We start from the raw sequence: 19,854 nt of genomic DNA, 5'->3' as shown, positions 1-19,854 counted from the left end.
CGGATTGCATTAATAAAGCCGTCTGAAAACGGGCGGGTATGGTTTCAAAACGCCCGCGCCCGTTTTCAGACGGCCTGTTGGGAAAATCAGGAGAGGAGAAGCGATGACACTGCATCAAAAACTGCCGCAGCCGATGCTGCCCGACGAAACCCGCCGCGAAGTGCAGGCGCGGGAGTCTTACCATGTGCTGAAAATCATTTCCGAGTTTGTCGAGGCGGGCGAAGAGCTGCGGGCTATCCAGCCGGCCGTCAGCATTTACGGCAGCGCACGCACGCCGACGGATCATGCGGATTATCTGTTTACCGAACGCTTGGCGCGCAAACTTTCCGATGCCGGTTTTTCCGTGATTTCGGGCGGCGGGCCGGGCATTATGGAAGCGGCCAACAAAGGCGCGTTTGCAGGCGAAAGCCCTGCGGTGGGGCTGAATATCGTGTTGCCGCACGAGCAGCATGCCAATCCGTATCAGGATTTGTCGATTAAATTCCAGCATTTCTTCCCGCGCAAAGTGATGTTTGTGAAGCACGCGGTGGCTTATGTGGTGATGCCGGGCGGCTTCGGCACGCTGGACGAGCTGTTTGAAAGCCTGACGCTGGTGCAGACGGGCAAAACGCCCAACCGCCCGATTATCCTGGTCGGCCGGGCGTTTTGGTCGGGGCTGGTGGAGTGGATACGCGAGCGGCTCTTGGGCGACGGCCTGATTTCGCCCGAAGATATGGATTTAATCCAACTGATTGACGATGAAGACGAAATCATCGAACACATCTTCGCGCATTATGAAAACCGCCTGGCGGATTTGGCCGATGCGGGGAACGATGCGTGGTTGTTGGGCTTGTGATGATTGGTGTTCGATAAATTGATCATCAAAGGCCGTCTGAAAACCGGGTGTTTTCAGACGGCCTTTCCCGTTTATTTTTCCAATACACATTCCGATGCCAAGCTGCGTTTTTCCAGCCATTTGGCGCGGGCGTGGTCGAACATCCAGTTGAATACCAGCGCGTACACGGTAATCAGCGCGGTCAGGCCGATGTCGGCCAGCAGGGCGTGCCAAAGGCTCAGTTGCAGCAGGTGCGCCAATACGGGTACGGTAAACAGCAGCAGTCCGGCTTCAAACGCTAAAGTATGGAATACACGCAGACCGAGACCGCGTGCTTCGCGTTTGCCGGTAAAGATTTTGTCGAAACCGTAGTTGAAGATGAAGTTCCACACCATCGCCATGCCCGCCATCACCAGCCCGGCGCCGGCCGCGGTGCCTGCGTCGTGGCTGCCTGCGGCCACAACGGCGAGGGTGGCGACGGATACGGCGCCGATTTCAAATAAAACGGAGTGGAAAATGCGTTCTGCAAAGTTCATGGCGAAACCTTTGGGTTGAAAATGAATGATGGGGCGCATTATGGTTCATTATTTCAGATTGATAAAGTTAACATCTATCGGGTTTTGTGATAGGTTGGCGGGGTAGAGATTAAGTATAGTTATTTGAAAATAGAATGACACACTTTATAGGTCGGCTCCCCGAGCTGGTGCTTTTATTAACTAGTTTTGTCGGCTCGGAGAGCCAATCTACTGAATGTATCATTTTGTTTTGAATTGATTATACAAAACTTTGAGTGATTATCCGTAGGACGGGCATCCTTGCCCGTCGCTCGCTCATAGAGCGAGATAAATCTTTCGATTGACCATTTTTCTTTGCTTTGCGGCAAAGCGACGGGCAGGGATGCCCGTCCTACGGCTGCTATGACTGCGGAGAGATTTCAGATGCTTTTTTGTAGTCGAAAAGGTTTCAGATTGATAGAAAATGGAAACAAATAAAAGGAGCATTTATGCACACCCTCGAACAACTCAAAATCTTTGCCGCCGTATGCGAGCACGGTTCGTTGTCTGCCGCCGCGCGCCATTTGGGGCGGGCGCAGTCGGGTGTGAGCCAGATGATTGCCAATTTGGAAATCGATTTGGGTGCGGCGCTGTTTGTGCGCGACAAGAGCGGGGTGGTGCCGACGGAAACGGCGCGGGCGCTGCTGCCGGAGGCTTTGGCGGTGCTGCGGCAGAGCGGCTATTTCGAGCAGAAGCTGAGTGCGTTGACGCGGGCGGAGCCGCCGCAGTTTGCGCTGGCGGTGGAGGAAAGTTTGATGAGCGACGGCTTGGCGGCGTTGGCGGTGCAGTTTGAAGCGGCGTTTCCGCAAACTTCTCTGGAGCTGATTGCTGCGCCGACGTTTGATATCGAGCAGATGATTTCAGACGGCCTAGTGCAGATGGGTGTGGCGTATAAAGACTTTAATGTGCAGAAAGATTTGGATTTTTTCTTTTTGGGCTACAACCGTTTTATTACCGTGGCCGCGCCGCAGCACCCGTTGGCAGGCGTGCGGCAGATTACGCCGCCGCAGCTTTCGGCGCACCGCCATATCGTCCACCGCAGTTTGGGGCGGCAGGAGCTGTGGTTCAGCACCAGCCTGTCGCGCCAATGTTGGTATGCCAACAGCCACCAAACGCTGCTGCAATTGGCCTGCCAAAATCTCGGCTGGGCAGATTTGCCGGAAAAATTTGCCCGCCCTTATTTGGAAAGCGGGCGGCTGGTGCAGCTGGATTTGGATTTCGAGCCGGACGGCAATCTGATTACTGTGGTGGGGCTGCATTCGCGCGCGCATTTGCGTAACGCCGCCGCCGACTTTTGGGCGGAGCGTTTGCAGGCGTTTTTCAGATAGCGGATTTGGCAAAGTCTAAGGCCGTCTGAAAATCGGGTGTTTTCAGACGGCTTTTGATGGATTTGCAGGGCATTTGCGGGCAGCCTTAATGGTTAAATCTAAAGGATTAGTTTATCGCCGAGATAGGTATTACTTATGATGTGTTAGCATGTAAATAATAACCATTATCATAAAAATATTGAATTTATTGGCTTTTTTTGCGGTTTCGGCGCTGCGCCTGCTTTTAAGTGCGGTTGAAAAGGGCTAAAATATCGGGATATTTACCGACGATTTTTAGATAAACAACACAGGTGCGTCCATGTTGGCCAGCTATTTTCCCGTTTTAGTCTTTATCCTCATCGGCTTGATTGCCGGTGTGGCTTTCATTTTATTGGGTACGGTTCTCGGCCCGAAGCGCCATTACCATGAAAAAGATACGCCGTTTGAATGCGGTTTCGAGGCTTTTGAAAATGCGCGTATGAAGTTTGATGTGCGCTATTATCTGGTGGCGATTCTGTTTATCCTGTTTGATTTGGAAGTGGCGTTTATGTTTCCGTGGGCGGTGGTTTTTAAAGAACTGGGTGCTTTCGGATTCTGGTCGATGCTGGTGTTTATTGCGGTGCTGACCGTCGGCTTTGTTTACGAATGGAAAAAAGGTGCGCTGGAATGGGAATAGAAGGCGTTTTGAAAAAAGGTTTCGTCACGACCAGCGCGGATACGGTATTGAATTATATGCGTACCGGCTCGTTGTGGCCGGTTACGTTCGGTTTGGCCTGCTGCGCGGTTGAAATGATGCATGCGGGCATGGCGCGTTATGACCTTGACCGCTTCGGCATTATCTTCCGCCCGTCTCCGCGCCAGTCGGATTTGATGATTGTGGCCGGTACGCTGACCAATAAAATGGCACCCGCGCTGCGCCGCGTGTACGACCAGATGGCGGAACCGCGCTGGGTGTTGTCGATGGGTTCTTGCGCCAACGGCGGCGGCTACTACCATTATTCGTATTCGGTGGTGCGCGGTGCGGACAGGGTGGTGCCGGTCGATGTGTATGTGCCGGGTTGTCCGCCGACTGCCGAAGCGTTGATTTACGGTCTGATTCAGTTGCAGCAAAAAATCAAGCGCACTTCAACGATTGCGCGCGATTAAGGAGCGGTGATGTCGAGTTTGCAGAATTTATATGAGGCGGCTGCCCGTGTGTTGGGCGGTAAGGCTTCCAAAATCATTTCCGCTTTGGGTGAAATTACCGTTGAGTGCCTGCCGGAACATTACGCTGCCGTTATGGCCGAATTGCGCGATCATGAAGACCTGCATTTCGAATTGCTGGTTGATTTGTGCGGTGTGGATTACAGCACTTATAAAAACGAAGTATGGCAGGGCAAGCGTTTTGCCGTGGTCAGCCAGCTTTTGTCGGTGAAAAACAACCAGCGTATCCGCGTGCGCGTATGGGCGGCGGATGATGATTTTCCCGTGGTGGCTTCGGTAACGGATATCTACAACAGTGCCGATTGGTATGAGCGCGAAGCCTTCGATATGTACGGTATTCTGTTCGACAACCATCCGGATTTGCGGCGGATTCTGACCGATTACGGCTTTGTCGGCCATCCCTTCCGCAAGGATTTCCCGGTGTCCGGCCATGTTGAAATGCGTTACGACGAAGCCGAAAAACGCGTCATCTACCAACCTGTAACCATCGAACCGCGCGAGATTACCCCGCGTGTCGTGCGCGAGGAGAACTACGGTGGCTAATGCAAATAAATTAAGAAATTACACCATCAACTTCGGCCCGCAGCACCCTGCGGCGCACGGCGTATTGCGGATGATTTTGGAGCTGGAGGGCGAAACCATCGTCCGCGCCGACCCACATATCGGCCTGCTGCACCGCGGTACGGAAAAATTAGCCGAAACAAAGACCTACTTGCAGGCGCTGCCGTATATGGACCGCTTGGATTATGTATCCATGATGGTCAACGAGCAGGCATACTGCTTGGCGGTGGAAAAACTGGCCGGTATCGACGTACCCGTCCGCGCCCAATACATCCGCGTGATGTTCGCCGAAGTGACCCGCATTTTGAACCACCTGATGGGCGTCGGTTCGCACGCACTCGATATCGGCGCGATGACCGCCATTCTGTATGCCTTCCGCGACCGCGAAGAGCTGATGGATTTATACGAAGCCGTGTCCGGCGCGCGCATGCACGCAGCGTATTTCCGTCCGGGCGGCGTTTACCGCGACCTGCCCGACTTCATGCCCAAATACGAAAGCAGCAAGTTCCGCAACGCCAAAGTATTGAAACAGCTCAACGAATCCCGCGAAGGCACCATGCTCGACTTTATCGACGCCTTCTGCGAGCGTTTTCCCAAAAACATCGACACCCTCGAAACCCTGCTGACCGACAACCGAATCTGGAAACAGCGTACCGTCGGCATCGGCGTGGTTTCGCCCGAACGCGCCATGCAGAAAGGCTTTACCGGCGTGATGCTGCGCGGTTCGGGTATCGAATGGGACATCCGCAAAACCGCGCCGTATGAAGTTTACGACCAAATGGACTTCGACATCCCCGTCGGCGTCAACGGCGACTGCTACGACCGCTACCTCTGCCGCATGGCCGAAATGCGCCAATCCGTGCGCATCATCAAACAATGCGCCGATTGGCTGCGCGCCAATCCCGGCCCCGTCATCACCACCGACCACAAATTCGCCCCGCCCAAACGCACCGACATGAAAGAAGGCATGGAAGATTTGATTCACCATTTCAAACTCTTCACAGAAGGCATGCACGTACCCGAAGGCGAAACCTACACAGCCGTCGAACACCCCAAAGGCGAGTTCGGCGTATACATCATTTCAGACGGTGCCAACAAACCCTACCGTCTCAAAATCCGCGCCCCGGGCTTCGCCCACCTGCAAGGCATGGACGAAATGGCCAAAGGACACATGCTGGCCGACGTCGTCGCCATCATCGGCACACAAGACATCGTATTCGGAGAGGTGGACAGATAATGTTATCCGCTCAATCACTTAAAGAAATCGACACCGAATTGGCAAAATACCCGGCCGACCAACGCCGCAGCGCCGTGATGGGCGCATTGCGTATCGCCCAAGTCGAAAAAGGCTGGCTCGCACCCGAAACCATCGCCTTTGTCGCCGACTACATCGGCATTCCCGCCGCCCAAGCCTACGAAGTGGCGACTTTCTACAATATGTACAATCTCGAGCCGGTGGGCAAATACAAGCTCACCGTCTGCACCAACCTCCCCTGCGCCCTGCGCGGCGGCGTGGACGCAGGCGAATATTTGAAGCAAAAACTCGGTATCGGCTACGGCGAAACCACTTCAGACGGCCTCTACACCCTGATTGAAGGCGAATGCATGGGCGCATGCGGCGACGCCCCCGTGATGTTGGTCAATAACCACAGCATGTGCAGCTTTATGACTGAAGAAGCGATTGAGAAGAAACTGGCGGAATTGAAATAAGGCCGTCTGAAACGATAACAGTAGTTCGAACTCCCCGAATCCGAACTACTGAGCTGCCACGGAGCAAGCGAATGAAAACCGTAAAATATACCGCCGCCTTCCTGATATTGTCCGGCCTGTCCGCACCGTTGTGGGCTTGCAGTGCCATGCCGCCGGAAAGCAGCTTTATTTACAGCAACGACCGCAACGGCGACGGTATGCTCAACAGGAGCGAGTGGCGGGAAAGCCGGGCAGATGAAGGGCTGGCAGCGAAATTTACCGTCGGAGGCCGCAAAGTGTTCCGCTATCTGGATAAAGACCGAAACGGCGCCATCGACAGAGGAGAGTTGGCCGGACGGATTGATTATATTGAGCACCCCTGTGCTGCATGGGAGCGTGCCGTGCGGCAAATGTCGGACGAAGCCGCCGCCGGACAAGACAGATAACCGTAGGTCGGATTCCCCGAATCCGACGCTTGCTTGCAGAGCAAGACAAACCGTTAAACAAGCGGCAAGATTTTGTCCTTACGGCCAAATGTCGGATTCAGAGGAATCCGACCTACGGCTGGCGGAATTGGAATAAAGGCCGTCTGAAACGTTGGGTTGTCAATCCAACCTACGGATTGGGCAACCCAAACGGCAAAACATAACGCAACCCAAGAATTTTCAGACGGCCTCCCCGTTACCCGACAGGCCGTCTGAAACCCAAACCACAAGAATTACCGAACAAAGGCAATCCAAAATGGCCATTTACCAATCAGGCGTCATTTTCAACCGGGTCGATACCGCAGCCTCTGACTGCTGGACGCTTGCGGCTTACGAACAGCGCGGCGGTTATCAGGCATTGCGCAAGATTCTGTCCGGCGGCATGACGCAGACCGAAGTCATCGAAGAAATGAAAACCTCCGCCCTGCGCGGTCGCGGCGGTGCGGGTTTCCCCACCGGCCTGAAATGGAGTTTTATGCCGCGCTCCTTCCCCGGCGACAAATATGTTGTCTGCAATACCGACGAGGGCGAGCCGGGCACGTTTAAAGACCGCGACATCATCATGTTCAATCCGCACGCGCTGATTGAAGGCATGATTATCGCCGGTTTCGCCATGGGTGCGGGTGCGGGCTACAATTATATCCACGGCGAGATTTTCGAAGGCTACCAACGCTTTGAAGCCGCGCTGGAAGAAGCACGCCGTGCAGGTTACTTGGGCAGGAACATTTTAGGCTCAGAGTTTTCGTTTGAACTGCATGCGCACCACGGTTACGGCGCGTACATCTGCGGCGAAGAAACCGCCTTGCTCGAATCGCTGGAAGGCAAAAAAGGCCAGCCGCGCTTCAAACCGCCGTTCCCCGCCTCCTTCGGTTTGTACGGCAAGCCGACCACCATCAACAACACCGAAACCTTCGCTTCCGTCCCTTTTATTATCCGCGACAGCGGCAAGTCGTTTGCCGATTTGGGCGTGGAAAATGCCGGCGGCACCAAGCTCTTCTCCATTTCCGGCCATGTCGAGCGTCCGGGCAACTACGAAATCCCGCTGGGTACGCCGTTTGCCGAATTGTTGGAAATGGCCGGCGGCATGCGCAACGGCAAAAAACTCAAAGCCGTGATTCCCGGCGGATCGTCCGCACCGGTATTGCCCGCCGACATCATGATGGCGTGCAACATGGATTTCGACTCCATTTCCAAAGCCGGTTCCATGCTCGGTTCGGGTGCAGTGATTGTGATGGATGAAGATGTCTGTATGGTTAAGGCATTGGAACGGTTGAGTTATTTCTATTTTGAAGAATCCTGCGGCCAATGTACGCCCTGCCGCGAAGGCACCGGCTGGCTCTACCGCATTATCCACCGTATCGTACAGGGCAAAGGCCGCATGGAAGACTTGGAACTTTTGGATTCCGTCGGCAACCAAATGGCCGGCCGTACCATCTGCGCGCTGGCCGACGCCGCCGTCTTCCCCGTACGCAGCTTTACCAAACACTTCCGTGAAGAGTTTGTGCATTACATCGAGCACGGCAAGCCGATGAAAGAACATAAATGGTGTTGATAAGGGTAGCTTGGGTTGCAAACCCAACATTAATTTCGGAACAACCCCGCACCTGTTCATTTTCAGACGGCCTTAACTTTTAATAAGATAAAAACATGACCCGCCCCATCCGTGATCTTGATATTTTAATCAGCACCATGCAGCCCGAGCTGCACGAGGGCGTGTACTGTTTTGCGACTTTAAACAGCGGTAACGCCGCCCGTATCCGCGCCGCCGATATTCTGGCCTCCATCGTCGAAGCCGAAGGTTTGTCGGTGGTGGTGCGTGAAGAAGTCGCATTGCAACACGGTTTGCCCACTGATTTCCGCGCCGCGTGGATTACCCTGACGGTACATTCCGACCTCGCCGCTGTCGGCTTGACCGCCGCTTTTGCAACGGCGTTGGGTCAGGCGGGTATCAGCTGCAACGTTGTAGCGGGCAACTGCCACGACCATATTTTCGTACCGCATGAGAAGGCGCAACAGGCGATGAATGTATTGCGCGGGTTGCAGCAGAATGCGGCCAAGGCCGTCTGAAAAAACAAATTCGGCAGAGTAGGGCGGGTCTGCCGACCCGCCGCTTGTCCGCAGGATAAGTCCACAGTTGCGATACAGACAGCTTATCGACAACGGAAAACGGCGGGGTAGCCACCCCTCCCTGCGGTTGGAAAACCGGCATTAGAGTGGATAAGCCGTCGTGGGTTGCAACCCCAAAAACAACCGGCGTTGGGTTTACACCCAACCTGCAGCATGCCGGCGGTTTGAAAGCCTTTTTCAGACGGCCTCACAAAAAATCATCCGAAACACCTATCGTAACTAGGAAGCAAACCATGTTACAAATCGAAATCGACGGCAAACAAGCCACAGTGGCGCAAGGTACGACCGTTATTGAAGCGGCGCACCAAGTCGGTACTTACATCCCGCACTTTTGCTACCACAAAAAACTCTCCATCGCCGCCAACTGCCGCATGTGCCTGGTGGAAGTGGAAAAAGCCACCAAGCCGCTGCCGGCCTGCGCCACTCCGGTAACAGACGGCATGGTGGTGCGCACCCATTCGCCCAAAGCCAAAGAAGCCCAAGCGGGCGTGATGGAATTTCTGCTGATTAACCACCCGCTGGATTGTCCGACCTGCGACCAGGGCGGCGAGTGCCAATTGCAGGACTTGGCCGTAGGCTACGGCAAATCGGCCAGCCGCTACACCGAAGAAAAACGCGCCGTAACCGGCAAAGACATGGGGCCGCTGGTTTCCGCAGCGGAGATGAGCCGCTGTATCCACTGCACCCGCTGCGTGCGCTTTACCGAAGAAATCGCCGGCGTGCAGGAAATCGCCATGGCAGGCCGCGGCGAACACTCCGAAATCATGCCGTTTATCGGCAAAGCGGTGGAAACCGAGCTGTCCGGCAACGTGATTGATTTGTGTCCGGTGGGCGCGCTCACCAGCAAACCCTTCCGTTTCGACGCGCGCACTTGGGAATTGAACCGCCGCAAATCGGTGTCGGCACACGATTCCCTGGGTTCCAACCTTATCGTGCAAACCAAAGACCACACCGTGCGCCGCGTACTGCCTTTGGAAAACGAAGCGATTAACGAATGCTGGCTGTCCGACCGCGACCGTTTCGCCTACGAAGGCCTGTACCATGAAAGCCGTCTGAAAAACCCGAAAATCAAACAAGGCGGGGAATGGCAGGATGTCGATTGGAAAACCGCGCTGGAATATGTGAAAAACGCGGTGGAATGCATTGCCAAAGACGGAAACCAAGACCAAGTGGGCATTTGGGCCAATCCGATGAATACGGTGGAAGAGCTGTATCTGATGAAAAAACTGGCCCGCGGCTTGGGTATCCGCCATATCGCAACCCGGCTCCGGGAGCTGGACAGGCGTGTTTCAGACGGCCTCTCGGGTGCGCAGTGGTTGGGACAGGGTATTCGGGAGTTGGCGCAAAACGACGCCGTGCTGCTGGTCGGTGCCAACCTGCGTAAAGAGCAGCCTCTGCTGGCGGCGCGTTTGCGCGCGGCGGCGAAAGGGCGGCTGCAGCTCAGCGTTATCGGCAGCAGCAAAGAAGTGCTGAATATGGACTTGCTGGCGCAGGAAACCCTGCACCCTGCAGAATGGGCAGGCCGTCTGAAAACCTTGGCGTCAGATACGGACAATCCGATTGCCGCCAGTTTGAAAAACGCCGGAAAAGCCGCGCTGATTTTGGGTGCGGAAGTGCAGAACTCGCCCGATTACGCCGCCGTTTATGCCGCCGCGCAAGAGCTGGCCGACGCGGCCGGCGCGGTATTGGGCATTCTGCCTCAGGCCGCCGACAGCGTCGGCGCGGATTTGCTGGAGGCCGATACCGGCGACAGTCTGCAGGAGATGATTGCGTCGCCGAAGCAGGCGGTGCTGCTGTTCAACGTCGAACCGGAAATCGACGCCGCCAACGGTGCGAAAGCCGTTACCGCCTTAAAACAGGCGAAAAGCGTGATGGCGTTTACCGCCTACGAGAGTGAAACGCTGCTGGACGTTTGCGATATCCTGCTGCCGGTTGCGCCGTTTACCGAAACGTCGGGCAGCCTGGTGAACATGGAAGGCCGTCTGCAGTCTTTCCACGGCGTGGTTCAGGGTTTCGGCGAGTCGCGTCCGCTGTGGAAAGTATTGCGCGTATTGGGCAATCTGTTTGAGTTGGACGGTTTCGAATACCACGATACCGCCGGGATTTTGCAGGAAGCCCTGCCGCAAGGCGTGCCGTCTGAAAAATTAAACAACCGCGCCGCCGTGGTTTCCGGCGGGGAGGGTTTTCAGACGGCCTCCGATTTGGTACGTGTGGGCGGCGTGGGGCTGTACCATACCGATCCGATTGTGCGCCGCTCGCTGCCGTTGCAGCAAACCGTTCACGCAGCCGTCCCTGCTGCCCGGGTCAACCCGCAGACATTGGCGGCACTCGGCCTCCAAAGCGGCGGCGAAGCGTGGGCGAAGCAAAACAGCGCGCGCTTCAGCGTAACCGTCGAGGCCGATCCGTCTCTACCTCAAAACGTGGTGTACCTGCCCCTGCACAGTAAAAATGCAGGTCTGGGTGCGCTGATGAATACAATCGAACTGGCGGGAGCTTAATCATGCAGGAATGGTTTCAAACATTGTTCGCCGCCACGCTCGGCTTGGGCGAAATCGGCAGTACCATCGGACTGGTGGTGTCGGTGGTGCTCAAAATCGTCATTATTTTGGTACCGCTGATTCTGACCGTCGCCTATCTGACCTACTTCGAGCGCAAAGTCATCGGCTTTATGCAGCTGCGCGTCGGCCCGAACGTGACCGGCCCGTGGGGGCTGATACAGCCGTTTGCCGACGTGTTCAAGCTCTTGTTTAAAGAAGTTACCCGTCCGAAGCTGTCGAATAAAGCCCTGTTCTACATCGGCCCCATGCTCTCGCTCGCGCCCTCTTTTGCGGCTTGGGCGGTGATTCCGTTTAACGAAGAATGGGTGTTGACCCATGTACACGCCGGTTTGCTGTTTATCCTGATGATTACATCATTATCGGTGTACGGCGTGATTATCGCGGGCTGGGCGTCCAACTCCAAATACTCTTTTTTGGGCGCGATGCGCTCCTCCGCGCAAAGCATTTCCTACGAAATCGCCATGAGCGCGGCGTTGGTGTGCGTGGTGATGGTGTCGGGCAGCATGAATTTCAACGACATCGTAGCGGCGCAAGCCACCGGTATCGCCGGCGGTTCGGTTTTCTCGTGGAACTGGCTGGCCTTGTTCCCCGTATTTATCGTCTATCTGATTTCCGCCGTGGCCGAAACCAACCGCGCGCCGTTTGACGTGGCCGAGGGCGAGTCGGAAATCGTTGCCGGTTTCCACGTCGAATACTCCGGCTTCGCATTCGCACTGTTTTTCCTGGCCGAATACATTTTCATGATTCTGATTGCCGCGCTGACTTCGCTGATGTTCTTCGGCGGCTGGCTCTCGCCCTTTCCGCAAAGCTGGGGCTTTGTCGGCAATCCGAGCGCGTTTTGGATGTTTGCGAAAATGGCGTTTGTGCTGTACGGCTATCTGTGGATACGCGCCACCTTTCCGCGCTACCGTTATGACCAAATCATGCGTTTGGGCTGGAAAGTGCTGATTCCGATCGGTTTTGCCTGCATTGTATTGCTGGGCGCATGGATGATTTCGCCTTTGAGTTTGTGGTAATCAGTTTGAAGGCCGTCTGAAAAACGACGGATTATTCCCAATAAGGGTATAGAATTTATGGCTAATTTAGTAAAAACCTTTCTGCTGGGCGAGCTGGTCAAAGGCATGGGCGTCACGCTCAAAAACTTTTTCGCCCGCAAAGACACGATTTATTTCCCCGAGGAGAAAACGCCGCAATCGGTGCGTTTCCGCGGTTTGCACGCGCAGCGGCGTTATGCCAACGGCGAAGAACGCTGCATTGCCTGCAAGCTGTGCGAGGCGGTGTGTCCGGCGATGGCGATTAATATCGAATCGGAAGAGCGCGAAGACGGCACGCGCCGTACCACGCGCTACGACATTGATTTGACCAAGTGCATTTTCTGCGGCTTCTGCGAAGAAGCTTGTCCGACCGATGCGATTGTGGAAACCCATATTTTCGAGTATCACGGCGAGAAAAAAGGTGATCTGCATATGACCAAACCGATTCTGCTGGCCATCGGCGATAAATACGAAGCCGAGATTGCCAAGCGCAAAGCGGCCGATGCGCCGTATCGTTAAAGGGGCGGAGCGATGACTTTTTCTACGATTCTGTTTTATATCCTGGCCGCCATCGTGCTTTACGGTGCGGTCGGTACGGTGGTTTCTAAAAACCCGGTACACGCGGCGCTGCATTTGGTGCTGACTTTCTGCGTGAGCGCGATGATCTGGATGCTGATGCAGGCGGAGTTTCTCGGCCTGACTTTGGTGGTGGTGTATGTCGGCGCGGTGATGGTGTTGTTCCTGTTTGTGGTGATGATGCTGAATATCGACATCGAGGAAATGCGCGCGGGCTTTTGGCGGCATGCGCCGGTGGCGGGAATTGTCGGCGTATTGTTGGCGGTGGCGCTGATTTTGATTCTGGTCAACCCGCAAACCGATTTGGCTGCTTTCGGTCTGATGAAGGATGTGCCCGCCGATTACAACAATATCCGCGATTTGGGCCGTCAGATTTATACGACTTACCTGCTGCCGTTTGAATTGGCGGCGGTGTTGCTGCTGTTGGGTATGGTGGCGGCGATTGCGCTGGTACACCGTAAAACCGCCAATCCGAAATACATCAGTCCGGGCGATCAGGTCAAAGTCAATCCGAATGTCGGCCGTATGCGTTTGGTGAAAATGCAGCCGGTGAAACCGCAAGCCGAATTGGATGCGGAAGCGGCGCTTTCAGACGGCCTGAAACAAGAAGGGGAGGGCAAAGCATGATTACCTTGACGCATTATCTGGTGTTGGGCGCGCTCCTTTTCGGTATCAGCGCGATGGGCATTTTTATGAACCGTAAAAACGTGTTGGTTTTGCTGATGTCGATTGAATTGATGCTGTTGGCTGTGAATTTCAACTTTATCGCGTTTTCGCAGTATTTGGGCGATACGGCGGGTCAGATTTTCGTGTTTTTCGTCTTGACCGTTGCGGCGGCGGAATCCGCCATCGGCTTGGCGATTATGGTATTGGTGTACCGCAACCGCCAAACCATCAACGTGGCCGATTTGGATACATTAAAAGGTTAATCGAAGGGTATATATAAATGAACGATATGACTTTATATTTGACGATTGCCTTGGTGCCGCTGGCCGGCTCGCTGCTGGCGGGTTTGTTCGGCAATAAAATCGGCCGCGTCGGCGCGCATACGGCGACGATTTTGGGCGTGGGCGTGTCGGCGGTATTGTCGGCTTATGTGCTGTGGGGCTTTATCAACGGCACGCGCGCCAAGTTTGACGAGAATGTCTATACCTGGCTCACCATGGGCGGCTTGGATTTTTCCGTCGGCTTTTTGGTGGACAGCATGAGTGCGATGATGATGGTGGTGGTGACGTTTGTGTCGCTGATGGTGCATATCTACACCATCGGTTATATGCACGATGAAAAAACCGGCTACCAACGTTTTTTCAGCTATATCTCGCTGTTTACCTTTTCCATGCTGATGTTGGTGATGAGCAACAACTTCATCCAGCTTTTCTTCGGCTGGGAAGCAGTAGGTTTGGTTTCCTATCTGCTGATCGGTTTCTACTTCAAACGAGAGAGCGCGATTTTCGCCAACTTGAAAGCCTTCTTGATGAACCGCGTCGGCGACTTCGGCTTCCTGCTCGGTATCGGTTTGGTATTGGCCTATTTCGGCGGCAGCCTGCGCTACGCCGATGTGTTCGCCTACCTGCCGAATCTTCAGACGGCCACAATTCAATTATTCCCCGGGGTGGAGTGGTCGCTGCTGACCGTTACCTGCATTTTGCTGTTTGTCGGCGCGATGGGTAAATCCGCGCAATTTCCGCTGCACGCTTGGCTGCCTGATTCCATGGAAGGTCCGACCCCGATTTCCGCGCTGATTCACGCCGCCACCATGGTGACCGCCGGTCTGTTTATGGTGTCGCGCATGTCGCCGATGTACGAAATGAGCGATACCGCCTTGAGCTTTATCATGGTCATCGGCGCCATTACCGCGCTGTTTATGGGCTTCTTGGGCGTGATTCAAAACGACATCAAGCGCGTGGTGGCTTACTCCACGCTGTCGCAGCTCGGTTACATGACCGTGGCGTTGGGCGCGTCGGCCTACTCCGTCGCCATGTTCCACGTCATGACCCACGCTTTCTTTAAAGCCCTGCTGTTCTTGGCTGCGGGCAGTGCCATTATCGGTATGCACCATGACCAAGACATGCGCCACATGGGTAATTTGAAAAAATACATGCCGGTTACATGGCTGACCATGCTGCTGGGTAATCTGGCGCTGATCGGTACGCCGTTTTTCTCCGGCTTCTACTCCAAAGATTCGATTATCGAAGCGGCGCACGCCAGCACGCTCCCGGGCAGCGGCTTTGCCTACTTTGCCGTACTCGCCAGTGTATTCGTCACCGCGTTTTACGCTTTCCGCCAATACTTTATGGTGTTCCACGGCGAAGAGAAATGGCGCAAACTGCCTGAGCACCATGATGAACATTCAGACGGCCATCATCACGGCTTGGGCAAAAACGACAATCCGCACGAAAGCCCGCTGGTGGTCACTTTGCCGTTGATTTTGCTGGCGGTTCCGTCGGTTATCATCGGTTACTTTACCATCGAGCCTTTGCTGTACGGCGACTTCTTCAAAGACGTGATTTTCGTCAACGCCGCCGCGCACCCGACCATGGAAACCATGCGCGAGGAATTCCACGGCCCGCTGGCCATGGTGTCGCACAGCCTGCAGACGCCGGTGCTGTATCTGGCGGTTGCCGGTGTCGTTGCCGCGTGGTTTTTATATGCCAAGGCGCCGCACCTGCCTGCGAAAATTGCCGCCGCGTTCAGCCCTGTGTATAAACTGTTGGACAACAAATACTTCATCGACGTGATTTACTTCAATGTCTTTGCCAAAGGTTCGCAGGCATTGGGACGTTTCTTTTGGAAATTCGGCGACGTGGCGATTATCGACAACGGTATCGTCAACAACGCCGCCAAACTGGTGGGCGGTATCGCCGCGCAAGTGCGCAAAATGCAAACCGGCTTTATCTACACCTACGCCGCCGCCATGGTATTCGGCGTGCTGGTGTTAATCGGAATGACCTTCTGGCGGCTGTTTGCTTAAGATAAGGGAATTTCAGACGGCCTGTCCGATATTTCGGCAACCTGTTCCCTCCCCCGCCTTTGCGGGGGAGGGCTAGGGTGGGGGTAGTTGCTTCGACAGTATCTGTTGTTGCAACATCCTAACCTCCTCACGCCAGCAGGTGCAAGCGAAAAGCAGGGAAGGAGCAGATTACTGATGATTCGGCGGTTGTTGATTTCGAACAATATAAATTTGAAATGATTCAGGCCGTCTGAAAAAAAGCAAAAAATGTCCCTAACCCGAAACCACCGTTTACAACCATACGCCCGCGACTTGAAGCAAAACATGAGCGAGGCCGAACAGCGTTTGTGGTATCACTTGCGCGGCAAGCGGTTAAACGGCATTAAGTTTCGCCGCCAGCAGATTATCGGCAGTTATATTGTTGACTTTGTCAGCATGGAATATAAATTGGTCGTCGAATTAGACGGCGGGCAACATGCGGAGCGGACAGAATACGATGAAGCGCGGAAGCGCGGACGGTATTTTTAAACCGCGAGGGTTATCGGGTATTGCGCTTTTGGAATCATGAAGTATTGGGACAGACAGAAGTGGTTTTGGCGGAAATTGCTCAGGCCTGCGGTGCTTTGCCCCCACCCTAACCCTCCCCCGCTGGGGCGGGGGAGGGGACAGATTACAGGAGCGTTTGAGGTTTCAGACGGCCTGACAGATTGTAAAATGGTGGTCTATAAACAATCCTATCGCTTATATCACTGAGGGGATATAAGGCCGTCTGAAAATACAGGCGGATTAAGAGGCTTCATCCGCCATGTTGGGTAATGACGAAAAACGATGAAATGACAGTAACCGGTTCCCTCCCCTGTCTTGCGGGGGAGGGCTAGGGTGGGGGCTGTCGGGGTATCAGTTTTATCATTTTCCCCACTAACACACATCCGTAACATTTTTAATTTAAACCACAGGTTATAAATATGTTTTCCAACAATCTACTCAGCTTGGCAATATGGGTGCCGATACTCTCCGGCCTGCTGGTGCTGGCTACGGGCAACGATAGCCGTGCGCCGCTGGCGCGGATTATCGCGTTTTCGGGCGCGTTGGCGGGCTTTTTGGTGACGCTGCCGCTGTTTACGCAGTTTGACCGCCTGAGCGGCGGCTACCAATTTACCGAGTTTCACGAGTGGATTCCGCTCCTGAAAATCAACTACGCGCTCGGTGTGGACGGTATTTCGGTATTGTTCATTATTTTGAACGCGTTTATTACTGTGATGGTGGTGGCGGCCGGCTGGGAAGTGATTCGGAAGAAAACCGCGCAATATATGGCGGCTTTCCTGATGATGTCCGGTTTGATTAACGGCGCGTTTGCCGCGCAGGACGCGATTTTGTTTTATGTCTTCTTCGAAGGCATGCTGATTCCGCTGTATCTGATTATCGGCGTGTGGGGCGGCCCGCGCCGCGTGTATGCGTCGGTGAAGCTGTTTCTCTATACCTTGTTCGGTTCGCTCCTGATGTTGGTGGCGCTGGTGTATCTGTCGTACCAGGCGGGCGGCAGCTTCTCGATTGTGGATTTCCAAAACATCAAGCAGATTCCTTTGGGTGTGCAGCAATTGTTGTTTGCGGCGTTTTTCCTGTCGTTTGCGGTGAAAGTGCCGATGTTCCCGGTGCATACCTGGCTGCCGGACGCGCACGTTGAGGCGCCTACCGGCGGCTCGATGGTCTTGGCTGCCATTACGCTGAAGCTGGGCGCATACGGTTTCTTGCGCTTCGTCCTGCCGATCGTGCCCGACGCTTCGCGCTATTTTGCACCGGCTATTGTTGTATTGAGCCTGATTGCTGTGATTTACATCGGTATGGTGGCATTGGTGCAGACCGATATGAAAAAGCTGGTGGCTTATTCTTCTATCAGCCACATGGGTTTCGTGACTTTGGGTATGTTCCTGTTTTCAGACGGCAGCCTGAATGATTGGGCGCTGAAAGGCGCGGTTATCCAAATGATTTCGCACGGCTTTGTGTCCGCTGCGATGTTTATGTGTATCGGCGTGATGTATGACCGTCTGCACTCGCGCGATATTGCCGACTACGGCGGCGTGGTCAACGTGATGCCGAAATTCGCCGCCTTTATGATGCTCTTCGGTATGGCCAATGCCGGTTTGCCCGCAACATCGGGCTTTGTCGGCGAATTTATGGTGATTATGGGCGCGGTGGAAGTGAATTTCTGGATTGGCGCATTGGCGGCTCTGACCTTGATTTACGGCGCGTCTTACACCCTGTGGATGTACAAACGCGTGATTTTCGGCGCGGTGTCCAATCCGCATGTCGGCGAAATGAAAGACATCAACTGCCGCGAATTTGCTATTTTGGCAATTTTGGCGGTAGCCGTATTGGGCATGGGCTTGTATCCGCAGGCCTTTATCGAAGTGGTACATCAGGCGGCAAACGATTTGATTGCCCAAGTGGCGCAAAGCAAGATTTGAGGTGTGTGAATGAACTGGACTGATTTGAATTTGATTCCCGCCATGCCTGAAATCGTGCTGCTGGCGGTATTGAGCGTGATTTTGCTGGCCGACTTGTGGATTAGCGACAGCAAGCGTTACCTTACCCACACCATGAGCCTGCTGGCGGTGGCTGCGGTTACGCTGACCCAGCTTGCCGTATGGGAGCAGGGCAGCGTATCGGCCTTCAACGGCATGTATATTGCAGACGGCATGTCGCGTCTGGCGAAACTGGTGCTGTATGCGCTGACTTTCGGCCTGTTTATTTACAGCAAGCCGTATAACCAAGTGCGCAATATGTTTAACGGCGAATTTTACACCTTGTCGCTGTTTGCCCTGTTGGGCATGAGCGTGATGGTGAGCGCGGGGCATTTCCTGACCGCTTATATCGGCTTGGAACTGCTGTCGCTGGCACTTTACGCCATGATTGCCTTGCGCCGCGATTCTGCCCGCGCCGCCGAAGCCGCCCTGAAATATTTCGTGCTCGGCGCGCTGGCTTCCGGCCTGCTGCTTTACGGTATTTCCATGGTGTACGGCGCAACCGGCTCGTTGGAATTCGCCACCGTATTGGCCACCGCTTTCGACGAGCAATCCAACGAATGGCTGCTGAAACTGGGCTTGGTGTTCATCGTCGTCGCCGTCGCGTTCAAACTCGGCGCCGTGCCGTTTCACATGTGGGTACCCGATGTGTACCACGGCGCGCCGATGTCAGTCACCGCCATCGTCGGTACCGCCCCGAAAATCGCCGCCGTCGTGTTTGCCTTCCGCATTTTGGTCACCGGTTTGGGCACCACCTTTGAAGACTGGTCGCCGATGCTGGCCATCTTGGCCGTGGCCTCCCTGATTGTCGGCAACCTTGCCGCCATCATGCAGACCAACGTCAAGCGCATGCTGGCTTATTCCACCATCTCCCACATGGGCTTTATCCTGCTGGCGTTTATGGCGGGTGCCGTCGGTTTCGCCGCCGGACTGTATTACGCCATTACCTACGCCATCATGGGCGCGGTCGGCTTCGGCGTATTGATGGTATTGTCCACCGAAACCGTCGAATGCGAAGAAATCAGCGATTTGGCCGGTTTGAACCAACGCCATTCCTGGTATGCGTTTTTAATGCTGCTGGCGATGTTCTCCATGGCCGGAATCCCGCCGCTGATGGGCTTCTATGCCAAGTTCGGCGTGATTAAAGCCTTACTGTCGCAAGGCCATGTCTGGTTGTCGGTATTTGCCGTCGTGATGTCGCTGATTGGCGCGTTTTACTACCTGCGCGTGGTCAAAGCCATGTACTTCGACGATGCCGCGCACGACCAGCCGGTCGGCGGCAACTACGCCGTCAAATTCGCCCTGAGCGTCAACGCCCTGCTGTTGGTGTTGTGGGGCGTGATGCCGCAAACCGTTATCGACTGGTGTGCGGCGGCGTTGAACAATACTTTGTAGCCTATACAAAACCAAACGGCAGCCCGCATAAAGGCTGCCGTTTTGGCATTGGGCGAGGCGTGATATAATTGTATAGCTG

The 19,854-nt window shown here is 54.7% G+C and carries 19 protein-coding genes and 1 pseudogene; 19 read left to right on the top strand and 1 reads right to left on the bottom strand.

Annotated elements, in window-relative coordinates:
• Positions 1–103: 103 nt before the first annotated feature.
• Entirely contained in the window at positions 104–835 is a 732-nt protein-coding gene (locus tag BDE01S_RS00100; protein ID WP_066075539.1) for an LOG family protein, read from the top strand.
• A gap of 71 nt (positions 836–906) precedes the next feature.
• Here the strand turns inward: BDE01S_RS00100 and BDE01S_RS00095 are convergent, their stop codons facing one another.
• Positions 907–1,389 (bottom strand): PACE efflux transporter, encoded by a 483-nt coding sequence (locus BDE01S_RS00095; protein ID WP_245934317.1) that lies wholly within the window; start codon positions 1,387–1,389, stop codon positions 907–909.
• Between the two features lie 428 nt (positions 1,390–1,817).
• Here BDE01S_RS00095 and BDE01S_RS00090 point away from each other — a divergent pair, with 428 nt between their 5' ends.
• The 18 genes and pseudogenes from BDE01S_RS00090 (at position 1,818) to nuoN (ending at position 19,775) form a co-directional block, all read left to right on the top strand.
• Positions 1,818–2,696: a LysR family transcriptional regulator gene (locus BDE01S_RS00090; RefSeq protein ID WP_066075536.1), complete on the top strand. Its 879-nt coding sequence runs from the start codon at positions 1,818–1,820 to the stop codon at positions 2,694–2,696.
• A 298-nt stretch (positions 2,697–2,994) separates the two neighbouring features.
• Positions 2,995–3,351 (top strand): NADH-quinone oxidoreductase subunit A, encoded by a 357-nt coding sequence (locus BDE01S_RS00085; protein WP_066075533.1) that lies wholly within the window; start codon positions 2,995–2,997, stop codon positions 3,349–3,351.
• A complete protein-coding gene (locus BDE01S_RS00080) occupies positions 3,342–3,821 on the top strand; it encodes a NuoB/complex I 20 kDa subunit family protein (RefSeq protein ID WP_066075530.1) in 480 nt (159 codons plus the stop codon). The genes BDE01S_RS00085 and BDE01S_RS00080 overlap by 10 nt, the downstream gene beginning before the upstream one ends.
• A gap of 9 nt (positions 3,822–3,830) precedes the next feature.
• Positions 3,831–4,421: an NADH-quinone oxidoreductase subunit C gene (locus tag BDE01S_RS00075; RefSeq protein WP_066075527.1), complete on the top strand. Its 591-nt coding sequence runs from the start codon at positions 3,831–3,833 to the stop codon at positions 4,419–4,421.
• Positions 4,414–5,676 (top strand): NADH dehydrogenase (quinone) subunit D, encoded by a 1,263-nt coding sequence (gene nuoD, locus BDE01S_RS00070; protein ID WP_066075524.1) that lies wholly within the window; start codon positions 4,414–4,416, stop codon positions 5,674–5,676. The genes BDE01S_RS00075 and nuoD overlap by 8 nt, the downstream gene beginning before the upstream one ends.
• The gene (gene nuoE, locus BDE01S_RS00065; protein ID WP_066075521.1) at positions 5,676–6,149 is read left to right on the top strand and encodes an NADH-quinone oxidoreductase subunit NuoE; all 474 of its coding nucleotides are present in this window, start codon (positions 5,676–5,678) and stop codon (positions 6,147–6,149) included. The genes nuoD and nuoE overlap by 1 nt, the downstream gene beginning before the upstream one ends.
• A gap of 71 nt (positions 6,150–6,220) precedes the next feature.
• Positions 6,221–6,574 carry a hypothetical protein gene (locus tag BDE01S_RS00060; RefSeq protein WP_066075518.1) on the top strand — a complete coding sequence of 118 codons (354 nt, stop codon included), beginning with the start codon at positions 6,221–6,223 and terminating at the stop codon, positions 6,572–6,574.
• A 295-nt stretch (positions 6,575–6,869) separates the two neighbouring features.
• Positions 6,870–8,165 (top strand): NADH-quinone oxidoreductase subunit NuoF, encoded by a 1,296-nt coding sequence (gene nuoF, locus BDE01S_RS00055; RefSeq protein WP_066075515.1) that lies wholly within the window; start codon positions 6,870–6,872, stop codon positions 8,163–8,165.
• A 95-nt stretch (positions 8,166–8,260) separates the two neighbouring features.
• Entirely contained in the window at positions 8,261–8,680 is a 420-nt protein-coding gene (locus tag BDE01S_RS00050) for an ACT domain-containing protein (RefSeq protein ID WP_066075512.1), read from the top strand.
• Positions 8,681–8,973: 293 nt separating this feature from the next.
• On the top strand, positions 8,974–11,238 hold the full coding sequence (gene nuoG / locus BDE01S_RS00045) for an NADH-quinone oxidoreductase subunit NuoG (RefSeq protein WP_066075508.1): 2,265 nt from the start codon (positions 8,974–8,976) through the stop codon (positions 11,236–11,238).
• Between the two features lie 2 nt (positions 11,239–11,240).
• Positions 11,241–12,314: an NADH-quinone oxidoreductase subunit NuoH gene (gene nuoH, locus BDE01S_RS00040; protein WP_066075505.1), complete on the top strand. Its 1,074-nt coding sequence runs from the start codon at positions 11,241–11,243 to the stop codon at positions 12,312–12,314.
• 57 nt (positions 12,315–12,371) lie between these two features.
• Positions 12,372–12,851: an NADH-quinone oxidoreductase subunit NuoI gene (gene nuoI / locus BDE01S_RS00035; protein WP_066075502.1), complete on the top strand. Its 480-nt coding sequence runs from the start codon at positions 12,372–12,374 to the stop codon at positions 12,849–12,851.
• Between the two features lie 12 nt (positions 12,852–12,863).
• Positions 12,864–13,535 (top strand): NADH-quinone oxidoreductase subunit J, encoded by a 672-nt coding sequence (locus tag BDE01S_RS00030; RefSeq protein WP_066075500.1) that lies wholly within the window; start codon positions 12,864–12,866, stop codon positions 13,533–13,535.
• Complete coding sequence (gene nuoK / locus BDE01S_RS00025; RefSeq protein WP_066075497.1) at positions 13,532–13,837, top strand: NADH-quinone oxidoreductase subunit NuoK; 306 nt, start codon at positions 13,532–13,534, stop codon at positions 13,835–13,837. The genes BDE01S_RS00030 and nuoK overlap by 4 nt, the downstream gene beginning before the upstream one ends.
• A 17-nt stretch (positions 13,838–13,854) precedes the next feature.
• The gene (gene nuoL / locus BDE01S_RS00020) at positions 13,855–15,879 is read left to right on the top strand and encodes an NADH-quinone oxidoreductase subunit L (protein ID WP_066075493.1); all 2,025 of its coding nucleotides are present in this window, start codon (positions 13,855–13,857) and stop codon (positions 15,877–15,879) included.
• 246 nt (positions 15,880–16,125) lie between these two features.
• Positions 16,126–16,496: pseudogene (locus BDE01S_RS00015) on the top strand (endonuclease domain-containing protein).
• Positions 16,497–16,823: 327 nt separating this feature from the next.
• A complete protein-coding gene (locus BDE01S_RS00010) occupies positions 16,824–18,323 on the top strand; it encodes an NADH-quinone oxidoreductase subunit M (RefSeq protein WP_066075490.1) in 1,500 nt (499 codons plus the stop codon).
• A gap of 9 nt (positions 18,324–18,332) precedes the next feature.
• Complete coding sequence (nuoN, locus tag BDE01S_RS00005; protein ID WP_066075486.1) at positions 18,333–19,775, top strand: NADH-quinone oxidoreductase subunit NuoN; 1,443 nt, start codon at positions 18,333–18,335, stop codon at positions 19,773–19,775.
• Positions 19,776–19,854 lie beyond the last annotated feature (79 nt).

Origin of the sequence: Bergeriella denitrificans NBRC 102155 (assembly GCF_001592185.1) — a bacterium.
Lineage (GTDB): Bacteria > Pseudomonadota > Gammaproteobacteria > Burkholderiales > Neisseriaceae > Neisseria > Neisseria denitrificans.
The sequence above is the reverse complement of the archived record's forward strand: the minus strand, read 5'-3'. Positions and strand labels throughout refer to the sequence as shown.

Coding starts and splice junctions, on each gene's coding strand:
- BDE01S_RS00100 (WP_066075539.1), top strand. CDS start 104: ATGACACTGCATCAAAAACTGCCGCAGCCGATGCTGCCCGACGAAACC.
- BDE01S_RS00095 (WP_245934317.1), bottom strand. CDS start 1,389: ATGCGCCCCATCATTCATTTTCAACCCAAAGGTTTCGCCATGAACTTT.
- BDE01S_RS00090 (WP_066075536.1), top strand. CDS start 1,818: ATGCACACCCTCGAACAACTCAAAATCTTTGCCGCCGTATGCGAGCAC.
- BDE01S_RS00085 (WP_066075533.1), top strand. CDS start 2,995: ATGTTGGCCAGCTATTTTCCCGTTTTAGTCTTTATCCTCATCGGCTTG.
- BDE01S_RS00080 (WP_066075530.1), top strand. CDS start 3,342: ATGGGAATAGAAGGCGTTTTGAAAAAAGGTTTCGTCACGACCAGCGCG.
- BDE01S_RS00075 (WP_066075527.1), top strand. CDS start 3,831: ATGTCGAGTTTGCAGAATTTATATGAGGCGGCTGCCCGTGTGTTGGGC.
- nuoE (WP_066075521.1), top strand. CDS start 5,676: ATGTTATCCGCTCAATCACTTAAAGAAATCGACACCGAATTGGCAAAA.
- BDE01S_RS00060 (WP_066075518.1), top strand. CDS start 6,221: ATGAAAACCGTAAAATATACCGCCGCCTTCCTGATATTGTCCGGCCTG.
- nuoF (WP_066075515.1), top strand. CDS start 6,870: ATGGCCATTTACCAATCAGGCGTCATTTTCAACCGGGTCGATACCGCA.
- BDE01S_RS00050 (WP_066075512.1), top strand. CDS start 8,261: ATGACCCGCCCCATCCGTGATCTTGATATTTTAATCAGCACCATGCAG.
- nuoG (WP_066075508.1), top strand. CDS start 8,974: ATGTTACAAATCGAAATCGACGGCAAACAAGCCACAGTGGCGCAAGGT.
- nuoH (WP_066075505.1), top strand. CDS start 11,241: ATGCAGGAATGGTTTCAAACATTGTTCGCCGCCACGCTCGGCTTGGGC.
- nuoI (WP_066075502.1), top strand. CDS start 12,372: ATGGCTAATTTAGTAAAAACCTTTCTGCTGGGCGAGCTGGTCAAAGGC.
- BDE01S_RS00030 (WP_066075500.1), top strand. CDS start 12,864: ATGACTTTTTCTACGATTCTGTTTTATATCCTGGCCGCCATCGTGCTT.
- nuoK (WP_066075497.1), top strand. CDS start 13,532: ATGATTACCTTGACGCATTATCTGGTGTTGGGCGCGCTCCTTTTCGGT.
- nuoL (WP_066075493.1), top strand. CDS start 13,855: ATGAACGATATGACTTTATATTTGACGATTGCCTTGGTGCCGCTGGCC.
- BDE01S_RS00010 (WP_066075490.1), top strand. CDS start 16,824: ATGTTTTCCAACAATCTACTCAGCTTGGCAATATGGGTGCCGATACTC.
- nuoN (WP_066075486.1), top strand. CDS start 18,333: ATGAACTGGACTGATTTGAATTTGATTCCCGCCATGCCTGAAATCGTG.